A 19,320-nucleotide genomic window follows, 5' to 3' on the forward strand; every position below is an offset into this window, starting at 1 on the left:
ATCATTCACTTTATCTTCCAAATCCTTAGTTGACAGGTATACATTGTTTGTTTATACTTACATTCAGTTAACTGAATAGTTTTGCTTATAGAAATAAAAATATTGGAGGAAAAAGGAAATGAGAAAGCATCATCGTAAAGTCCTACTTACACTCTTCTCAATCATTCTGCTGCTGGCAGTCGCAGCTTGTGGAAAGAAAGACGAAGGAACGAGCACTTCAGCAGAAGCCGAAGAAAAAGTATTGAAAGTCGGAACTACTGGACTAGTCTATCCATTCTCTTTTAAAGAAAACGATACATTGCAAGGATTCGACGTGGAAGTGATGGAAAAGGTCGCTGAAAAATTAGGATATGAAATCCAATGGCAACTCTCCGATTTTAGCGGATTGATGGGCCAACTGGAAACCGGCAAAATTGATACAGTCGCCAATCAGGTCGCTGTCAATGCGGAACGCCAAGAGAAATTCAATTTCACCGGTCCCTACGCATACGACGGATCTCAAATTTTAGTGCGGGAAGACAATAACGACGTCCAGTCCGTCGAAGACCTGAAAGGGAAAACGGTAGCGGCAGTATTGGGCTCCAACCATGCAAAAAACTTGGAAAATGCCGATACTTCCGGTGAAGTGAACATTAAGACATACGAGGCGCATGACGGCACGCTTCATGAAGTGGAATTTGGACGTGTCGATGCGTATGTGAGCGGACGGAATATCCTTTCTGCGGAACTCGGGAAAATTGATCTGCCATTGAAAATGGTCGGTGACCCGATCACAATTGAACAAGTTGCGTTCCCATTCGTGAAAAAGGAAGAAAATGACGCACTCATCGAAGAGATTAACAAAGCTATCGACGAATTGCGCGAGGATGGCTCACTGAAGGAAATTTCCGATAAATATTTCGAAGACGATATTACAGTTGAACCAAGTAATTGATTAAACAGGCAGGCGGTGCCGAGCGTTATGAATTTTGATATCCAATACATGTTGCAAGTGTTCCCGACATTAATTAAATACATCCCGCTGACATTGGGACTCGCTGTCATATCGATGATTTTCGCAATATTCATCGGATTGATCATGGCATTGATCACCAAGTATAAGGTACCAGTGCTTCATCAATTGACGGCCGTCATCCTCTCGTTTTTCCGGGCCATTCCGATGCTCGCTTTGCTATTCCTTATTTACTTCGGATTGCCCCAGATTATCCCGTCGCTGTCCATCTTGAATGCGGTGACAGCCGCCATCATCGGCTTAAGTATGAAAAACGCAGCGTATTTGGCTGAAATCTTTCGGGCTGCTATCAATTCAGTCGATGAAGGTCAGCTCGAAGCTTGCCATTCCATCGGGATGACAAAATTCCAGGCGATGGTCCGGATTGTGTTGCCCCAAGCGGTGCGAAATGCAGTGCCGGCAACCGGGAATATTTTCATCGGCTTGGTGAAGGAGACTTCCCTGGCCTTCACATTAGGGGTCGCCGAAATTTTCGCCCAAGGGAAAATGATGGCTTCCGCCTCCCTGAATTATTTTGAAACGTATTTGGCTGTAGCTTTGATTTATTGGATGCTCACGATTATTTACACCTTCTTGCAAGGGATGTTGGAGCGTCGGTTGAATAAGCCGTATGAAGTGTAGGAGGAAAGTGCTTATGATCCATGTGCAGAATTTGAAGAAGAAATTCAAGGATCTTGTCGTCCTGGATGGAATCGATATCGAAGTTAACCGAGGGGAAACCGTCGCGATCATCGGGCCATCCGGTTCCGGGAAGTCCACCCTCCTGCGCTGTTTGAATCTGCTGGAAAAACCGGATGGCGGATTGATCCAGATCGGTGATGCCACGCTCAACGCAGAAAAATACAGCCGGGAAGAAGCGCGGAAGCTCCAAAAGCAAACAGCCATGGTGTTCCAGAACTATAATTTATTCAAAAATAAAAACGCGCTGCAAAATGTCATGGAGCCGTTGCTCATTTCAAAACAGGCCAATGCGGAAGAAGCGAAACAGATCGCACTCGACCTGCTAGGGCAAGTGGGGCTCTCCCATAAGGCGGACAATTACCCCGTCACATTATCGGGCGGCCAGCAGCAGCGCATCGGGATTGCCCGGGCGCTCGCCGTCCGATCGCATGCCATCCTCTTGGATGAACCGACGTCCGCGCTCGATCCGGAACTCGTCGCGGAAGTGTTGCAGGTGATCAAGGACTTGGCGGAGCGGCAAATGACGATGATCATCGTCACGCATGAAATGGGATTCGCCCGTGATGTAGCGGATAAGGTCATCTTCATGGCGGACGGCAAAATCATCGAACAAGGGACGGCCTCCGACGTGCTCGACCACCCGCAAAACCCGCGGACCCGGAAGTTCCTGCAACAAACTTCATAGTACAAAAAACAGCCCACGGGCTGTTTTTTTTGTGTTTCGAAACCTGAACTAGTTTTCATAGAAGTGGATCCAGGCCTCTTGGATGCCGCCGGCGCAGTGGGCGTTGGCGCGGAAGAGTAGTGGGTCGGGTTGAAGGATGGCGAGCTCTTCTTGGGCGTTCCCGACAATGACGGATGGATACTCGAGGCTGAGCATGTCGAGATCGTTCCCGGAGTCACCGGCGATGAGGACTTGCACATCTTCATGGGCATACTTGCGAATGACATATTGGAGCGCCTCCCCTTTTCCGCTGTTGAGCGGCAGGATGTCGACATCCCGGTTAGAGCTGACAATCAACTTATGCGGAAGCCTCTCTTCGATGAGCGCTTCTTCCAGTTGGTAAATCATCGATTCTCCCCCCGATTGCATCGTATAGGAGACCCGCTTTTCATTCGGCAATGATTGTCTTTTCAATTGCGGGAACCGGGCGGCCACTTCTGCAATTTGGATCGGATGCCAATTCGCCTTCATGCGCGCGGACCAATCGGCATCTTCGATGAAATGCTCGCCTATATAGACCGATGACCCCACATCGGCAATAAGAATATCGGGTGCCGGTAACCCCTCCGTTTCTATTAAAGATAAGGCAGATGCCAAGTGGCGTCCCGTCACATAGGCGAATGAAATTTCATAGGGCTGTTTCTCGTAATACTGCAGCAAGGATCGAAGCGCCTCCTCATCACCCACTAACGTACCATCGAGATCGGTCGCCAGCATATGCGTTTTGCTTTTCATGTAGAATCACCTCATACAAATTATCCATTTTTTCAGATAACGTTGACCATCGGAATGCTTGATTCGCATGAAGGAACGCCTTTTCTCCAAGCTCCTCTGCGTATTCCCGATTGACAAGCAGGCTTTCCATCGACTCTGCCAATTGGACTACATCCTTTTTCTTCACATGGATGCCGGTCACCCGGTCCTTCACCACATCCTGCAATCCGCCGACCTTCGAAGCGATGACCGGACATCCGCATGCTTGCGACTCCGCTGCTACCATGCCGAATGATTCGTAATAGGAAGGCACAATCGTGCTGATCGCTCCATTGAACAAGTTGGATAATTGCCTCTGTGTCTGCGAGCCGATGAAATCGATGCGATGCTCCAACCCGGCGATCGCTTTTCGCAACGTTTTCTTCTTCGGCAATTTCGCGGAGGCTTCAACATTGGTCGAGTCGCCCCCTGCTATGATCAGTTTAGTCGAAGAAGGGACGCCATGGGAAGCTACCAATTTCCGGAACGCATCGACCAATACGTAAATCCCTTTGGTCTTCTCCAATCTTCCTGCGAAAGCAAAATAGGGTGCCGATTCCAAAGCCGCCGTTTCATCCGGATAAAAGACAGGATCCACTCCAATCGATATGATATCGGTCGGTGCTGGTTCCGGAACGAAACTATGAATCAATTCCTTCTCGGATTCCGTAGTCGCCACAATCCGATCCACCGATCCGAGAATAAGTTTTTCTGCGGAAAGGCGAGTATTCTCCGCCACGCCGGTCGCCAACTCCTTCGCTTTTCCTAATGAATGATTGGTATGGATCCACGGCAGATTGAACTCTTTTTTCATATAAAGACCGATTACACCTGAAAGCCAATAATGAGTATGAATCAAATCGTAGGATTCGACTGGGACAAGTCGCTTCATTTCATTATAAAACTGCGGCAGCATGCCGAACATCTTATTTTTGGAGACGTAGTTCCGATTGCCGGCAGCAATCCGGATCACCCGGCAATTGCCGCCAAAATATTCGATTTGCGGGTCGTCAGGGTTTGCCCAATGGGTGATGATATCCACTTGGTTCCCATGTTCACAAAGCGCTTCCGCCAATTGTTTGACGTAGTTGTTCTGTCCGCCTGCTTGTTCACTGCCCAGGGGAGCGAGCAGATCGCCATGGTCTGAGATAAATAAGATTTTCTTCTGCAAAATACGAATCCCCTTTCCACCTAGTCTTCATTTAAATAAAAACAGCAAGTTATCGACATTGTTCTACTTACTCTATTTACCCAACAAAGAATAAGGTAAACGTTCCACTAGTTTGAGAGACCTTGTCGAAACGTGTGAGATCAGGGGAAACAGGGAAGAGTGAAATTAGCAGAAACGGATAAAAACTTGAAGAAAGAAGGTAGAAGCAATTATGCAAAGACCGATAGAACGTGGTTTGGACCACTCTTTGAACTTATTGACCGAAGGCTATTCATTCATCCGCAACCGAACGGAATCATTCGGGGCGCCGCTATTCGAGACGCGTCTCATGGGAAAGAAGATGATTTGCATGACGGGAAAAGAAGCGGTCCAATTGTTTTATGATGAAAATCGCTTTCAACGCCATGGCGCCATCCCGAAACGGATCCAGAAATCGCTGTTCGGCGTGGGCGGTGTTCAGACGATGGACGGGGAACTTCACGCCGTTCGCAAGCAATTATTCCTGTCGCTGATGACGGAGGAGAAACTTGCAGAACTCCGTTCGTCGACGTCGGCACAATGGCGATTGTGGGCAGAAGCGCAGAATGGCCGGGAAGTCGTGTTATTCGACGAAACGGAAAAGATCCTTTGCCGAGTCGCTTGCTTGTGGGCGGGCGTACCGCTGAAGGAAGCCGATGTCGGGGGGCGCGCCTACGATTTCGGGGCGATGGTCGATGCGTTCGGAGGGGTTGGTCCACGCTACCAGGAAGGAAAGAATGCGAGGAAACGGGCGGAGCAATGGATTGAGCAGATCATCGAGAAGTACCGTTCCGGAGCTATCGAGAGCGAGGAAGGTAAAGCGATCCAAGCAGTCGCGACTCACCGGGACGCGGACGGCCGCCTGTTGGATACGCATAGTGCAGCGGTCGAATTGATCAACGTCCTTCGCCCAGTTGTGGCAGTCGCCCGTTTCATCATCTTCGGTGCCTTGGCGTTGCATGATTTTCCGGAATACAAGGACAAATTGAAGGAATGCGAGGAGGAGTTCCTCGAAATGTTCGCACAAGAAGTGCGCCGATTTTATCCATTCGCCCCGATGCTCGGAGCGAAAACCCGCTATGACTTCAAATGGAACGGCTACCGTTTCGCCAAAGGAGAGACGGTGCTGCTCGATCTCTATGGGACGAATCATGATCCCGAACTTTGGGAAAACCCGGATACTTTCCTGCCGGAGCGGTTTGCGGACAGGAAGGAAGATTTGTATGACTTCGTGCCACAAGGCGGCGGAGATCCAAATTCCGGGCATCGATGCCCCGGCGAAAAAGCGACCGTGGAAATTATGAAAGCGAGCTTCCGCTTCTTGGTGGAGGAACTTGATTACGAAGTTATCGACGACCAGGATTTGACCATCAGCCACGTACGCATGCCGACTTTGCCGAAAAGCCGGTTCATTATCCGGGTGAAATAAAGAGCTCGAAACTTTTATTTCACAGGTTTAACGCTCCTCCCTTTAGGGTAAATTATGAATCGGGGTCCCCCCACCCCGATCTCCCCTGCACATCAAGGAGGAAATATGCAACATGATGAATGTCGAAGAAACAAAAATGGATATGAAACGAGAAGAGATCATTCAAGAGCTCGTGGAGAACGGAGTCTTTAAAATTCATGGAAAACAATTATACGAACTGCCCTTATATGCGTTGATGAAAGAGTATATGATCACCAACAAATAAACCAGGCTGTCCCGCATGCAATGGGACAGCCTGATTTTATTTGGAAAAGATATCGGCGCTTGGGCGGAGATATCAGCCGTTGGGAGAACATATCGGCGCTTGCGCAAAGTTTTCAGCACTTGCGGTAACTTATCAGCGCTCGCGGAAACTTATCAGCACTTGCGCCTAGTTATCGGCACTCGCAAAAACTTACAAGCGCTTGCGCCTAGTTATCAGCGCTCGCTACTTCTTCAGCCCCCAAGCTCCCTTCCGCGTATGGCATGGTTGCCAAAACGATACCCTCTTTTAAAATCCGCACCATTTCCCTCAACTGCACTTCTGTCGTGGCAAGCGGGGGCATGAACACGACGACGTCCCCGAGCGGGCGGGTAAGCATGCCAAGTTCCCGCATTTTCAATGTCGAACGGTAGCCGACCCGCCATTCGAACGGAAACGGCTCTTTCGTATTCCGATCCCGTACCAATTCAATCCCGCACATGAGGCCGAATTGTCGGATGTCGCCGATATGGGCGAGCCCCCGAAGGTCTTTCAGCAACTCATTGAGCAGCTTCGCTTTATCACTTGCTTGCTGCACCAACTGTTCCCGTTCAAAAATATCCAAATTTGCGAGCGCCGCAGCGCAGCCGAGTTGATTGCCCGTAAAGGAATGGCCGTGGAAGAACGTTTTCATATCTTCATATTCCCCGTAAAACGCATCATACACTTGTTCGGTCGCAAGCGTGGCCGCCACGGGCAAGTACCCGCCAGTCAACCCTTTCGCCACTGTCATCAAATCCGGCCGCACACCCTCATGCTCGACAGCGAACATTTTCCCCGTGCGTCCGAACCCTGTCGCCACTTCGTCGACGATGAATAAAATATCAAATTCACGACAGAGGGCTTCGACCCCTTTTAAAAACCCACGCGGCATGATGTTCATCCCACCTGCCCCTTGCACAATCGGCTCCACCGTCATTCCTGCAATTTCACCATGCCGCTTCTCGAATAATTCCCGGAGCGACCGCAAGCTCTCTTCGCAGACCGTCTGCTCGTCGCCCGAAGGATGGCGATAAACGGCAGGGAATGGTACGACTAGCGCGTCAAACAGCAAAGATGTATACACTTTATGATATAGTTCGATAGATCCGACGCTCATCGTCCCGACCGTATCGCCGTGGTAACCATTGCTTAGCGTCACAAATTTCTTCTTTTCCTCCCGCCCTCTGTTTTGCCAGTATTGATAAGCCATCTTCACCGCAATTTCCACCGCCGTCGCGCCGCTATCCGAATAAAACACCCGCGTCAACCCTTCCGGCGCAATGTCGATCAATCGCTCAGCTAGCAGAACGGATGGTACATTAGCTGCGCCAAGCAAAGTCGAATGGGCGATCGAGTCAAGTTGCTTCCGAATTGCTTCATCGATTTCCGCCTTGCGATGACCATGGACATTCAACCATAGAGACGAATACCCGTCCAAATATTCATTCCCGAAAATATCTTTCACGACGACCCCCTCACCGCTTTCAATGATCAACGGATCTCGTTCGTAATCCGACATTTGCGTAAACGGCAGCCACATATATTTCTTACTCTTCTCAAGCAGTTGTTGTGGATTCACTCTTCATCGCCCTCCTAATCAATTCGATATCCCAATCCGCATACAATTGTTTCCTCTCTTCCACGTCGGCCAGCGCCTTCCGGATATTATCGCAATATGGCACAGTGCCTATGATTGGGACGTCGGCCAGCTGCCGTACCATCTTCATATTGTCTTTCACAACCGTTTCTTCTTCATTATGTATAAAGTTAAAAATAACCCCTGCAATCGGAATGTTTCGCTTGCGCAACGCTTCAACCGTCAAAACGGTATGATTGATCGTTCCGACGCCGGCTTTTGCTACAATGATGGCCGGAATCGCCAGCTCTCCCATCCAATCGACCACACAATAGCCGCCTGTCGTAAGCGGCACGAACAACCCGCCCGCCCCTTCCACGATGACTGTACCGTTGGCCGTTTCCAACTCCTCAATTCTTGTCCCAATCAACGAAAAATCAATATTCACCCCTTCCAATTCTGCAGCCAGATGAGGGGAGCACGCCTTTTTGAATAAATAAAGACAAGCATCACCGCCCTGCATGTCTTTCCTGACCAATCGGTACATTTCCGGATCAGGCGCCACCCAACTGCCGTCCTGCTCCACCGCTCCCGATTGAATCGGCTTGAAAGGGAAATTGGAATACCCATGCTCTTCTAAAAAGCTTGTCAGCAGCGTAGTCACCACTGTTTTCCCCACATCGGTATCGGTTCCAGTTACAAATAAAACAGTCATCGCAAAACCTCCAAAACATATGTTAACTTATTTAAATTTTATGTTAACATATATTTTGTACATCTACAATTGCCAATTAGGAGGGGAAGAAATGAAAACGAAAGATATCGTAATTTGCGCATTGTTTGCGGCTTTAATGGGGGTGGGGGCCAATGTGGCGCCATTACTGACGATCGGAGGCGTGCCGATTACGCTACAGTTATTGTTTGCCATTGTCGCAGGCGGCTTGATCGGAAGCAGATTGGGGGCGTCTGCGATGGCCGTTTATTTATTCATCGGCTTGGCCGGCGCGCCGGTTTTCGCGCAGTTCAAAGGAGGACCTGGGAGCATTTTAAGTCCGACATTCGGCTATGTCATCTCCTTTATCTTTGTCGCGTATATCGTCGGAAAGTTTTTTGAACAGGAAAAAATGAATTGGCTTTCTTACATCGGCGCCGGCTCGCTGGCCATCCTAGTCAACTACGTAATCGGAACGAATTATATGTATCTTGCATTCAAATATTGGGTGGCGGCACCAGAAGGATTCAGCTATCTCATGGCGTGGTCTTGGATGGGAGCATATTTGCCGTTGGATATCGGGGTGACAATCCTATCCTTGGTCTTGATTCCACGCTTGCAAAAAGCACTCAAGCGGAAGCCCATAGCAAATCAGCCCGCCGCTTGAAATTGGTGACAGTCACCTAAACAACTTAGAAACAATTCTGAATTATGTTGAATTTGTAAAGGTGACTGTTGTAAAGGTGACTGTCACCTTTACAGTCACCTTTACAACCTTTACAACACCTTATCCGATCTTGCCACCGCGGATGATTCGGATTGGATGGCCGGAGTTCCATGTATTCAGGAATTGCCGGGTGCGCAGGCGGCCGGTCTCCAGCAGACTGTCCTTCTGCCCCTCATCCAAGTCGAATTGTGTGGAACTGATATTATCCACCGGAATGAAAACAACGTCTTTTTCCAGCTCACGGTCAATATATTTTTCATCATGGGCATTTTTCATGGCGGAAAAGAGGGCTTCGAACAGATGCAGGGCGTTGTCGATCGTCCTCCCTTGCATCTCCTCTTTCCGCCGGCTCAGCTTGATGCCAAGCAGCGGCCTTTCCCTGCCCTGTTCCTCATCATCGAAAATCCACATCGGAAAATTGCTCAGGACCCCGCCATCAACGACAATCGTCTCACCTGCCGCCTGCAAGCGAATCGGTTCAAAGAAATATGGAATTCCGCAGCTCATACGCAAGGCTCGGGCAATGGAAAAGTTTCCGCTGTCAATCCCGTACTGTTCCAAGTCATCAGGCAAGATAAGGAGCTTGCCATTCGTCAAATCTGAAGCGACCAACTTCAAGGAACCGGGGGGCAAATCAGCAAACGTATAAACCCCTTTTCGGGCAAGCTGTTCAAGGAACCACATTTCCAATTCTTTACCTTGATATAGTCCCATCCGCCAATAGAGCGCAATCCACTTCATGAACGGCAAAGGAATGACCGTTTTCCGCGGATCCAGCAATGATTGGAAGTCCATCTCTGTCAGCATCGATTCAATTTCCTTTCCGGTATAACCCGCAGCTAGAAAACTCGCCAGGATAGCCCCGGCACTCGTTCCGGCAAGACGCTGAAAACGGTAGCCTTTCTCCTCCAATTCCTGGACAGCCCCTACCAAGGCAAAGCCCTTCAATCCACCTCCCGAAAACACCCCATCGATGATCATATCTTCCCTCCCTCTTTTTCACTCCCTCCTATACTGTAAGAATACGAGGCAATAAATAGAACAAAATGACGAATCTTATAAAACCTACTTGACTAATAGGATTAATAATATTAAAATTCAATTAACTCTATGCATCCCCCAATTCCGAAACTGCGATTTGGCCGCTTGCATACAGGCAATCAAAATACAATTTGTGAGGTTGATTCCGTTGGTATTACAAGTGAAAAACAGTCCTTTCGATGAAGAACAGGTAGAGCTCCTCAACCGTCTTCTCCCAAACATCACGGAAGCGCAACAATTCTGGTTAAGCGGGTATCTGACCGCTTTGAACAGTTCTGCGGCATCCACTGGCGTTGCGGTATCGGAGCAGCCGGAAGCCAAGGTTGAACAGATTGTCGCTGTGAAGGAAGTCACAGTCCTTTTCGGATCCCAGACCGGCAATAGCCAAGGGATTGCCGAGGAGTTGTCGCAAAAACTTAAAGAACAAGAGTTTACCGTGACGCTCACTTCCATGAATGACTTCAAACCGAATGCGCTGAAAAAACTGGAACATTTACTTCTCGTCGTCAGTACACAAGGGGAAGGCGATCCACCGGACACCGCCATTCAATTCCATGAATTTCTCCATAGCAAACGAGCGCCGAAGTTGGAGCAATTGCGCTATTCCGTCCTTTCATTGGGAGACAGCTCATACGAGTTTTTCTGCCAAACCGGCAAAGAGTTCGATAGCCGGCTGGAGGAACTCGGTGCCACCCGACTGGCCCCCCGCGTGGATTGCGATTTGGACTATGATGAACCCGCCGCCGAATGGTTTGAAAACGTAATAGGCGCGTTAAATGAAATCACAGGGGCCTCTGCCCGCCCATTGCAGGATTCGTCCGTCGCCAATCCTGCCGATTCTGGCCAACCCAATTATTCAAGGACCCGGCCTTTCCGAGCCGAAGTTTACGAAAACATCAATTTGAACGGCCGCGGTTCCAATAAAGAGACCCGTCACTTGGAAATATCTCTTGAAGGCTCAGGCTTGGAATATGAACCAGGCGACAGTTTAGGCATTTATCCGGAAAACGATGCGCAATTGGTCGATGCTTTGATCCAAGAGGCCGGGTGGAATCCGAACGAAACCATCCCGATCAATAAACAAGGCGAACGCCGCTCTCTACGGGAAGCATTGCTCAATCATTATGAAATTACTGTTCTGACGAAACCGCTCTTGGAACAGGCATCCCGATTTACCACTTCGGACAGCTTGCACAATTTATTGAAACCGGAAAACGCCGAAGAATTGAGAAATTATCTGGAAGGACGGGACCTGCTCGATGTCTTGCGTGATTTCGGGCCTTGGAATGCTTCGGACATTGAATTCATCCAAATTTTACGCAAACTGCCACCTCGGCTGTATTCGATTGCCAGCAGCCTACAAGCCAATCCGGATGAAGTGCATGTAACGGTGGGCGTCGTTCGCTATGAGTCTCACGGGCGCGATCGGAACGGGGTATGCTCGGTGCAGTTGGCGGAACGGGCAGAACCGGGAAGTACATTGCCCGTCTACATTCATAAAAACCCGAATTTCAAGCTTCCTGAAAACCCTGATACCCCGATCATCATGATTGGCCCGGGTACAGGAGTCGCTCCATTCCGGTCGTTCATGGAAGAACGGGAGGAAACGGGCGCTGCCGGAAAGTCATGGCTGTTTTTCGGCGATCAACATTACGTGACGGACTTCCTCTATCAAACCGAATGGCAACGTTGGTTGAAAGAAGGCATCTTAACAAACCTGGATGTGGCATTCTCCCGGGATACGGATGAGAAAGTCTATGTCCAACATCGGATGCAGGCCCATAGCCGAGAGCTCTATCAATGGATAGAAGAAGGTGCGGTCCTCTATATTTGCGGAGACGAACAGCATATGGCGAAGGACGTCCATGCAGCGTTGATCTCGATTTTGGAACAAGAAGGCGGCATGAGCACGGAAATGGCCGAAGCCTATCTGACCAAGCTGCAAAAGCAAAAACGTTATCAACGTGATGTGTACTAAGCCAAATTTGAAAGGGGAAAATATAAACCATGACTAAAACGATACCTATTCATATAACAGATGGACCACCAAGTGATGTGGAAACGATTAAAGAAAAAAGTAATTTTTTACGGGGAACTCTCGCTGACACGATGAAAGACGATATCAGTGCCGGTATCCCCGACGACGATAACCGGTTAATGAAATTTCATGGCAGCTATTTGCAAGACGATCGCGACTTGCGGAACGAACGACAACGGCAAAAACTCGAGCCAGCATACCAATTCATGGTTCGTGTACGGACCCCCGCCGGTGTGGCAACGGCAAAACAATGGCTCGTATTGGATGAATTGGCTCATAAATACGGCAATGGAACTTTGAAATTAACGACGCGTCAAGCATTTCAAATGCACGGCATTTTAAAATGGAACATGAAAAAGAACATCCAGGAAATCAATGCAATCCTCCTCGATACGATGGCAGCGTGCGGAGATGTCAACCGTAATGTTATGTGCAGTCCAAATCCCGACTTGTCTGATGTGCACACAGAAGTTTATCAATGGGCGCAGCGATTGAGCGATGATCTGCTGCCGAAAACAAATGCGTATCATGAAATTTGGCTGGATGATGAAAAGGTGGTCGAAAGTGCAGCCGAAGTCGTGGAACCGATGTACGGAGCGCTTTATTTACCCCGGAAATTCAAGATTGGAATCGCCGTGCCTCCTGCGAATGACGTGGACGTCTTTTCCCAAGATATCGGATTTATCGCGATTGTCGAAGATGGGAAACTGCAAGGATTCAACGTCGCTGTCGGCGGCGGGATGGGAATGACCCACGGTGATACGGATACGTACCCCCAGTTGGCCAGAGTTATCGGATTTTGCCGCAGTGAACAAGTCGTGGAAGTGGCCGAGAAACTGATAACGATCCAGCGGGATTACGGAAACCGTTCCGTCCGGAAATATGCCCGTTTCAAGTATACAATCGATGCACGCGGGCTGGATTGGCTCGTCAGCGAGCTGACAGAGCGACTTGGGTGGGCCTTGGAGGAAGCGCGCGCGTATCATTTCGACCATAACGGCGACCGATATGGTTGGGTGAAGGGGTCCAATGACAGATGGCAGTACACTCTTTTCGTCCAGAATGGACGGGTGAAGGATTTTGATGGCTATCCGCTCATGACGGGGTTACGCGAAATCGCGAAGATCCATACCGGTGATTTCCGGTTGAGCCCGAATCAGAACTTAGTGATCGCGGGTGTAACGGAAGAGAAGAAAGCAGCCATCTCGAAGCTGATCGAGCAATACAATTTGACGGATGGCAAGCAGCATTCCGCACTCAGACGGAATTCACTGGCCTGCGTTGCTTTTCCGACTTGCGGATTGGCTATGGCGGAAGCGGAGCGATATCTCCCTTCCCTGATCGATAAGCTGGAAGTGTTATTGGATGAAGCCGGTCTGCGGGATGAGGAGATTACCATCCGGATGACCGGTTGCCCGAATAGCTGTGCACGTCCTGCGTTGGCAGAGATCGGTTTCATCGGAAAAGGTCCAGGGAAATATAATTTGTATTTAGGCGGCGGTTTTTCCGGTAATCGACTCAGCAAAATGTACCGGGAAAATATCGGAGAAGAAGAAATTTTGAAAGAGCTGCAACCGATCCTCATCCACTATGCAAAAGAGCGTGAGGAAAAGGAGCATTTCGGCGACTTCGTTATCCGAACCGGTTATGTAAAAGAAGTGACATCTGGTACGAATTTCCATGATTAAGTCGAATCCATGCAATCATTGAGCTTAAAGCTTGCCTTGACCCAAATTGATTAAAAAATGAGTACCTGCAGACCTCTTGTTTGCAGGTACTCTTTGATTTCTTTTGCTACTACTGCTTCAATTCGTATCCTGCTCATTAGAGTCTTTCTTTGCCACTACTCGATTTACCCGGCAATGAATCCCCCACCCCCTTCCTGATGGACACCCTTTTGAGCTTTTTATAAAATTCATCATTATTCACATATAAATACCTATACATGTATGAATATACATGCTATACTCATTCATATCATTCATTCAGCAAATTATCCTTTCGTGAATCATAAATCTACAGAAATCCTAGTATCCTTTATTCAACTTCAAATAATAATTCAACTTTGAATAAAAGCGTTTGGGGAGGTGATTCAATGACAGGCTTTTTCTTACATCCAAATTCAAAAGAAGAAATTATCGATACATACGAAGAGGATATTATCGTGACGAATGCCGCCGGTTATATCGTAAAGGCGTCGCATATTAGTGGTCGGCATTATGACATCAACGCCGAGGAACTGCTTGGAAAGTCCGTATATGACCTGGAGAATAGAGGGATCTTCTCTCCGGCCATCACACCTCTCGTTCTTCAGCAGAAAAAGAAGGTAGTCGTTATCCAAACGACGACAACCGGTCAAAAAGTGCTAATCACAGGCATGCCTTTCTATAATGAAGCAGGAGAAGTCGAGTTTGTCCTTAGCTATTCGTATGAACTATCAGAACTCCTTGTCATCCATGATTATATGAAGGAACTGGAACAGGAAATGTTGCTGGCAAAAGGGGAACTGTCTTTGCTCCGAAAAGAAAAACTGGCAATTGACGGGCTGACAATTGAAAGCAGGTCGACGCGGGTCGCTTACGAAACGGCCCGAAATGCGGCCCCCCTTGATGTGTCGATTGTCATTTGCGGCGAACAAGGAACGGGAAAGTCAACGTTGGCAAAAGTCATCCATAAGGAAAGCAGCCGAAAAAATGGTCCTTTCATCGAAATCGACTTTGAAACGATGCCTGAAGCGATGTTTGAACGGGAACTATTCGGCAGCGAATTCGAACAGACGGAAACAGGGTTGCTGACCCTTGCCTATGGAGGGACGCTCTTTTTAAAAGGTGTGGACAAACTCCCCCTCCACTTGCAATCAAAGCTGTCGCAAATCTTGAAAGAGCGAAAATATACACCTGTGGGAGCGAAGATGCCCCTTCCACTCGATGTACGACTGATCAGTTCTTCTGAAACCCGACTGGCAGAAGCTGTTTCCAAAAAGGAATTTCATCAGGATTTGTACTATTTGCTCAACATTATCCTGATTCATTTACAGCCGCTTCGGGAACGGGAAGAAGATGTCCGTGTATTGATCACCACGTATCTTGAGAAATTTTCAACAGCCTATCGAACGGTGAAGAAGCTATCAGACGATATCTATTTTCACTTATGCCATCTCGAGTGGCCCGGGAATCACGGCGAACTGATCAATGTCATGGAACGGCTTGTGGTCCAAAGCGCATCCACGGTCATCACCATCCAAGACTTGCCACCGGAGTATCGCAAGGAAACCGAGAAAGACTTATCTCTGTTTCAACTCGAGGGCCGATCGTTGCCCCATCTATTGGAATCCGTGGAAATGAAAGTGCTGCAGGAGGCGCAACTGCGCTATCGAACGACAACGGAGATGGCAAAAGCTCTCGGCATCAGTCAACCTTCCGTCGTTCGTAAATTAAAAAAATATTTTCATATTGAATAGGAGAATGCAGGATGCAACAAAAGGTAGATTCACAACAAGATTGGCAGCATATGGTGGACCATATCGGCAATTTCCTCGCCCCGAGCATGGCAAAAGACCACCCGAACCTCCCCGTCGTCAAGGCGGAAGGCTGCTACTACTACGGCGTGGACGGCAGGCGGTATTTGGATTTCACATCAGGCATTGCGGTCGAAAACGTCGGCCATCGCCATCCGAAAGTCGTCCAAGCGATCAAGGACAGTGCAGACCATCTGATCCACGGTCCATCGGGTGTCATCATTTACGAATCGATTTTAAAACTGGCGGCTGAACTGCAAAACGTTTTACCGTCCGGGCTTGATAATTTCTTTTTCGCGAATAGCGGGACCGAAGCGATCGAGGGTGCTTTAAAACTGGCGAAGTACACAACAAAGCGTCCTTATGTCGTTTCATTCACCGGTTGTTTCCATGGACGTTCAATCGGCGCATTGAGTGTCACGACGTCGAAAAGTAAATACCGTAAACATTTACAACCTTCATGGCTCGCTTATCAGCTCCCTTACGCGTTGCCGGAATATCTTCCGGAAGGCGCGGATCCGGAAGTATTCTTCCCTGAGAAACTGGAACAGGACGTCAAAAAACTGTTCAACCACCAAGTCGATCCGGAAGAAGTCGCCTGTATGATTATCGAGCCGGTCCTCGGAGAAGGCGGATATATCATCCCGCCTAAAACATGGCTGAAAAAAATCCGGGAAATCTGCGATCGTCACGGCATTCTTCTTATTTTCGACGAAGTCCAAACCGGATTCGGCCGCACGGGCAATTGGTTCGCTGCGCAGACATTCGATGTGAAACCGGATATCATGGCAATCGCGAAAGGTATTGCCGCTGGACTTCCGCTCAGTGCAACTGTCGCTTCGAAAGAACTGATGGACCAATGGCCGCTTGGATCCCACGGGACCACATTTGGAGGGAATCCGATCGCCTGCTCCGCTGCCCTTGCTTCACTTGAAGTGATGAAAGAGGAAAACTTATTGGAAAATGCCACGGAGATAGGTGCTTATGCGAAGGAACGCCTGCTTGAAATGAAAGCGAAACACCCGGTCATCAAGGATATCCGAGGTGTCGGACTGATGCTCGGCATTGAACTATGTAATCCTGAAACAGGAGAACCCGATGGGAATGCTGTCATGGAAGTTCTTGATCTATGCTTGGAAAAAGGTGTGCTCTTCTACCTATGTGGAAACTCCGGTGAAGTGATCCGGATGATCCCGCCCCTCACGGTCACAAAAGAGCAGATTGACGAAGGGTTAGCTTTTTTGGATGAAGCTTTGCAAGAGTTTGGAAATCGATGAATGCTTTTGCACATCACGATTGACAATAAAAAACAAAAAAGATTGGGAGAGAACGAATATGAAAAAATGGTCAGGAATTGCCCTACTGCTCGTCCTTGTGATGAGTGTGCTAGCAGCATGTGGTGGGAATGACGAAACGAACAGTGATAATTCAAATGCCGATGACGGTGCAGGAACAGAAGCGAAAAAAGTACTTAAAGTCGGAACGTCTGCGGACTACCCTCCTTTCGAATATGTTGACACAGCGAAAAGTGATGAAATTATCGGATTCGATATTGATTTGGCAAAAACGATTGCAGAGGAACTCGGCTATGAGTTGGAGATCCAAGACATGGATTTCAACGGATTAATCCCAGCACTTCAAGCGAAAAGTATCGATTTTGTCATTGCAGGGATGGATGGTGACGATGAGAAACGGAAACAAGTTGTCGATTTTACAGAACCTTATTTCATCGCAACTAACTATGTCGTCTTCAAAAAAGATAGCGGTCTTGAAAAAGCTGAAGATCTAGAAGGTAAAAAAGTCGGTGCACAAACAGCAACAATCCAAGAAAAAAGTGCTTTATCGCTTCAAGAGGAATATGGCTATTCTGTGGAAACACGGGATCGTGTGCCTGATCTGATCCAAGAGATCAAATCCGGACATTTGGATGCAATTGTACTCCAAAACGCCGTTTCGATGGGCTACCTATCCGCAAATGAAGACTTGGCATACTTTGAATTGCCGGAAGAGCATAAATTGCAACTATCCATCGCTTTCCAAAAAGATAGCGAATATACATCCGAATTCAACGAGGCCTTAAAAGAACTGAAAGAGTCGGGGAAAGTCGACGAATTAATCACCAAGTGGTTTAACCAATAATTTCAATCCGTAGAAAGAGGGATAAAGACTTATGAACTTGGACTTTACCCAAATTACATCCTCGATTCCTTATATCCTGCAAGGAATCGGGGTCACCTTAAAAATCGTCGGCATCGCCGCAATGATCGGTTTTTTCCTGGGAACCTTATTAGCAATTTGTAAGATCGGAAAAGTGAAAGTACTCACTTGGTTTGCGGATTTCTATACGTCGATTTTCCGTGGAACACCGTTAATTTTACAGCTATTAATCATCTATTATGGGACCCCCCAATTACTTGGCATTCAAGTCGAAGCGTATATTGCAGCCATTTTAGCATTTGGTCTCAATTCCGGGGCCTATATTTCGGAAATTATCCGTGCCGGGATTTTGGCCGTTGATCGGGGGCAACAAGAAGCCTCATTGGCACTTGGCATCCCGTATAGCAAAATGATGAAAGATATCATTTTACCGCAAGCCGTGAAAAATATCTTGCCGGCGTTAGTCAATGAATTTATTACCTTGACGAAAGAATCGGCAATTGTCACAGTGATCGGGATCATGGATATTATGCGCCGATCCTATATCGTCGGCGGTAACACCTATCGCTATTTTGAATCACTGTTATTTGCAGGATTCGTATATTACATCATGGTCGTTGTGCTGACGATGCTCGGAAAACTGATTGAAAAGAGGATGAGTAGAAGTGATTAAAATTCAAGGCCTCCATAAATCTTTCGGAAAAACCGAAGTATTGAAAGGCATTTCAACGACGATGAAAAAAGGGGAAACCATCGCCATAATCGGCCCTTCCGGATCGGGAAAGTCGACGTTTTTACGCTGCATCAACTTACTGGAAACGCCGACTAGCGGACATATTTGGATCGGTGACGACGAAGTGACAAATCCAAAAACGAATATTTCAAAAGTACGGGAACAAGTTGGAATGGTTTTTCAACAGTTCAACCTCTTTCCCCATAAAACGGTGTTGGATAATATTACATACGCACCGATAACTGTAAAAGGCATGTCGAAAAAGGAAGCCGAAGACCTCGGGCGTGAACTGCTTCAAAAAGTGGGATTGGCGGAAAAAGAACAAGCTTCCCCTGGACGGTTATCCGGCGGACAGAAGCAACGGGTAGCCATTGCAAGAGCTTTGGCGATGTCACCTGAGATGATGTTATTCGACGAACCGACCTCTGCTCTGGACCCTGAAATGGTGAAGGAAGTGCTGGAAGTCATCAAGTCGCTCGCACGTTCCGGTATGACGATGGCCATCGTCACCCATGAAATGGGCTTTGCGCGGGAAGTGGCGGATCGCGTACTCTTTTTGGACGATGGGCAATTGGTGGAAGACGCCCCCCCTGCCGAGTTCTTTTCCTCTCCGAAAAGTAAACGTGCAAAAGACTTTTTGGAGAAAATCTTATAAACCACGTCATCCGAGAAAGCCAACAACAAGCGATGAAATTCCGCTTGGGTTGTTGGCTTTCTTGCTTTTTATTAATGAACCGAAGCTCCTTGC

18 protein-coding genes are annotated in these 19,320 nt (G+C 48.1%); 13 read left to right on the forward strand and 5 right to left on the reverse strand.

Annotation, left to right across the window (positions count from 1 at the left end; all coding sequences use genetic code 11):
- The first annotated feature begins 118 nt into the window (after positions 1-118).
- The 3 genes from OXB_RS17540 to OXB_RS17550 are packed head-to-tail and all read left to right on the forward strand — an operon-like array spanning position 119 to position 2,378.
- Entirely contained in the window at positions 119-934 is an 816-nt protein-coding gene (locus OXB_RS17540; RefSeq protein WP_041075957.1) for an amino acid ABC transporter substrate-binding protein, read from the forward strand.
- 27 nt (positions 935-961) lie between these two features.
- A complete protein-coding gene (locus tag OXB_RS17545) occupies positions 962-1,633 on the forward strand; it encodes an amino acid ABC transporter permease (RefSeq protein WP_041075959.1) in 672 nt (223 codons plus the stop codon).
- A gap of 13 nt (positions 1,634-1,646) precedes the next feature.
- Positions 1,647-2,378 (forward strand): amino acid ABC transporter ATP-binding protein, encoded by a 732-nt coding sequence (locus OXB_RS17550; RefSeq protein ID WP_041075961.1) that lies wholly within the window; start codon positions 1,647-1,649, stop codon positions 2,376-2,378.
- Positions 2,379-2,426: 48 nt separating this feature from the next.
- On the opposite strand, the gene OXB_RS17555 is transcribed toward OXB_RS17550, so the two are convergent.
- The gene (locus OXB_RS17555) at positions 2,427-3,152 is read right to left on the reverse strand and encodes an HAD-IIB family hydrolase (protein WP_052484143.1); all 726 of its coding nucleotides are present in this window, start codon (positions 3,150-3,152) and stop codon (positions 2,427-2,429) included.
- The gene (locus OXB_RS17560; RefSeq protein WP_041075963.1) at positions 3,097-4,341 is read right to left on the reverse strand and encodes a glycosyltransferase; all 1,245 of its coding nucleotides are present in this window, start codon (positions 4,339-4,341) and stop codon (positions 3,097-3,099) included. Before OXB_RS17560 ends, OXB_RS17555 begins: the two co-directional genes overlap by 56 nt.
- A 211-nt stretch (positions 4,342-4,552) precedes the next feature.
- Between OXB_RS17560 and OXB_RS17565 the strand changes: the two genes are divergently transcribed.
- Positions 4,553-5,788, forward strand: coding sequence for a cytochrome P450 (locus OXB_RS17565; RefSeq protein ID WP_041075965.1), 1,236 nt, complete (start codon positions 4,553-4,555; stop codon positions 5,786-5,788).
- Between the two features lie 112 nt (positions 5,789-5,900).
- Positions 5,901-6,053, forward strand: coding sequence for a Fur-regulated basic protein FbpA (locus OXB_RS18555; RefSeq protein ID WP_084212533.1), 153 nt, complete (start codon positions 5,901-5,903; stop codon positions 6,051-6,053).
- 205 nt (positions 6,054-6,258) lie between these two features.
- Here OXB_RS18555 and bioA read toward each other — a convergent pair whose 3' ends face one another.
- Positions 6,259-7,611: an adenosylmethionine--8-amino-7-oxononanoate transaminase gene (gene bioA / locus OXB_RS17570; RefSeq protein WP_052484213.1), complete on the reverse strand. Its 1,353-nt coding sequence runs from the start codon at positions 7,609-7,611 to the stop codon at positions 6,259-6,261.
- Positions 7,612-7,627: 16 nt separating this feature from the next.
- Positions 7,628-8,362 (reverse strand): dethiobiotin synthase, encoded by a 735-nt coding sequence (bioD, locus tag OXB_RS17575; protein WP_052484144.1) that lies wholly within the window; start codon positions 8,360-8,362, stop codon positions 7,628-7,630.
- A gap of 91 nt (positions 8,363-8,453) precedes the next feature.
- Here bioD and OXB_RS17580 point away from each other — a divergent pair, with 91 nt between their 5' ends.
- Entirely contained in the window at positions 8,454-9,026 is a 573-nt protein-coding gene (locus OXB_RS17580; protein WP_041075967.1) for a biotin transporter BioY, read from the forward strand.
- 120 nt (positions 9,027-9,146) lie between these two features.
- Here the strand turns inward: OXB_RS17580 and OXB_RS17585 are convergent, their stop codons facing one another.
- On the reverse strand, positions 9,147-10,067 hold the full coding sequence (locus OXB_RS17585; protein ID WP_041075969.1) for a patatin-like phospholipase family protein: 921 nt from the start codon (positions 10,065-10,067) through the stop codon (positions 9,147-9,149).
- 208 nt (positions 10,068-10,275) lie between these two features.
- On the opposite strand from OXB_RS17585, the gene OXB_RS17590 reads away from it, so the two are divergent.
- From OXB_RS17590 to OXB_RS17620, 7 genes are all read left to right on the forward strand, one after another.
- Complete coding sequence (locus OXB_RS17590; RefSeq protein WP_041075971.1) at positions 10,276-12,105, forward strand: assimilatory sulfite reductase (NADPH) flavoprotein subunit; 1,830 nt, start codon at positions 10,276-10,278, stop codon at positions 12,103-12,105.
- Positions 12,106-12,134: 29 nt separating this feature from the next.
- Complete coding sequence (gene cysI, locus OXB_RS17595) at positions 12,135-13,853, forward strand: assimilatory sulfite reductase (NADPH) hemoprotein subunit (RefSeq protein WP_041075973.1); 1,719 nt, start codon at positions 12,135-12,137, stop codon at positions 13,851-13,853.
- Between the two features lie 407 nt (positions 13,854-14,260).
- A complete protein-coding gene (locus tag OXB_RS17600) occupies positions 14,261-15,625 on the forward strand; it encodes a sigma 54-interacting transcriptional regulator (RefSeq protein WP_041075975.1) in 1,365 nt (454 codons plus the stop codon).
- Positions 15,626-15,636: 11 nt separating this feature from the next.
- Entirely contained in the window at positions 15,637-16,959 is a 1,323-nt protein-coding gene (locus tag OXB_RS17605; protein WP_052484145.1) for an aspartate aminotransferase family protein, read from the forward strand.
- A 58-nt stretch (positions 16,960-17,017) separates the two neighbouring features.
- On the forward strand, positions 17,018-17,821 hold the full coding sequence (locus OXB_RS17610; RefSeq protein WP_041075977.1) for a transporter substrate-binding domain-containing protein: 804 nt from the start codon (positions 17,018-17,020) through the stop codon (positions 17,819-17,821).
- Between the two features lie 31 nt (positions 17,822-17,852).
- A complete protein-coding gene (locus OXB_RS17615; protein WP_041075979.1) occupies positions 17,853-18,512 on the forward strand; it encodes an amino acid ABC transporter permease in 660 nt (219 codons plus the stop codon).
- The gene (locus OXB_RS17620; RefSeq protein WP_041075981.1) at positions 18,505-19,227 is read left to right on the forward strand and encodes an amino acid ABC transporter ATP-binding protein; all 723 of its coding nucleotides are present in this window, start codon (positions 18,505-18,507) and stop codon (positions 19,225-19,227) included. The genes OXB_RS17615 and OXB_RS17620 overlap by 8 nt, the downstream gene beginning before the upstream one ends.
- The last annotated feature ends 93 nt before the right edge of the window (positions 19,228-19,320 follow it).

This window comes from Bacillus sp. OxB-1 (assembly GCF_000829195.1).
Lineage (GTDB): Bacteria > Bacillota > Bacilli > Bacillales_A > Planococcaceae > Sporosarcina.

What these genes read in the sequence shown, in the direction of transcription:
- OXB_RS17540 (WP_041075957.1), top strand. Translation starts at nt 119, where the DNA reads ATGAGAAAGCATCATCGTAAAGTCCTACTTACACTCTTCTCAATCATT.
- OXB_RS17545 (WP_041075959.1), top strand. Translation starts at nt 962, where the DNA reads ATGAATTTTGATATCCAATACATGTTGCAAGTGTTCCCGACATTAATT.
- OXB_RS17550 (WP_041075961.1), top strand. Translation starts at nt 1,647, where the DNA reads ATGATCCATGTGCAGAATTTGAAGAAGAAATTCAAGGATCTTGTCGTC.
- OXB_RS17555 (WP_052484143.1), bottom strand. Translation starts at nt 3,152, where the DNA reads ATGAAAAGCAAAACGCATATGCTGGCGACCGATCTCGATGGTACGTTA.
- OXB_RS17565 (WP_041075965.1), top strand. Translation starts at nt 4,553, where the DNA reads ATGCAAAGACCGATAGAACGTGGTTTGGACCACTCTTTGAACTTATTG.
- OXB_RS18555 (WP_084212533.1), top strand. Translation starts at nt 5,901, where the DNA reads ATGATGAATGTCGAAGAAACAAAAATGGATATGAAACGAGAAGAGATC.
- bioA (WP_052484213.1), bottom strand. Translation starts at nt 7,611, where the DNA reads ATGTGGCTGCCGTTTACGCAAATGTCGGATTACGAACGAGATCCGTTG.
- bioD (WP_052484144.1), bottom strand. Translation starts at nt 8,362, where the DNA reads ATGACTGTTTTATTTGTAACTGGAACCGATACCGATGTGGGGAAAACA.
- OXB_RS17580 (WP_041075967.1), top strand. Translation starts at nt 8,454, where the DNA reads ATGAAAACGAAAGATATCGTAATTTGCGCATTGTTTGCGGCTTTAATG.
- OXB_RS17585 (WP_041075969.1), bottom strand. Translation starts at nt 10,067, where the DNA reads ATGATCATCGATGGGGTGTTTTCGGGAGGTGGATTGAAGGGCTTTGCC.
- cysI (WP_041075973.1), top strand. Translation starts at nt 12,135, where the DNA reads ATGACTAAAACGATACCTATTCATATAACAGATGGACCACCAAGTGAT.
- OXB_RS17600 (WP_041075975.1), top strand. Translation starts at nt 14,261, where the DNA reads ATGACAGGCTTTTTCTTACATCCAAATTCAAAAGAAGAAATTATCGAT.
- OXB_RS17605 (WP_052484145.1), top strand. Translation starts at nt 15,637, where the DNA reads ATGCAACAAAAGGTAGATTCACAACAAGATTGGCAGCATATGGTGGAC.
- OXB_RS17610 (WP_041075977.1), top strand. Translation starts at nt 17,018, where the DNA reads ATGAAAAAATGGTCAGGAATTGCCCTACTGCTCGTCCTTGTGATGAGT.
- OXB_RS17615 (WP_041075979.1), top strand. Translation starts at nt 17,853, where the DNA reads ATGAACTTGGACTTTACCCAAATTACATCCTCGATTCCTTATATCCTG.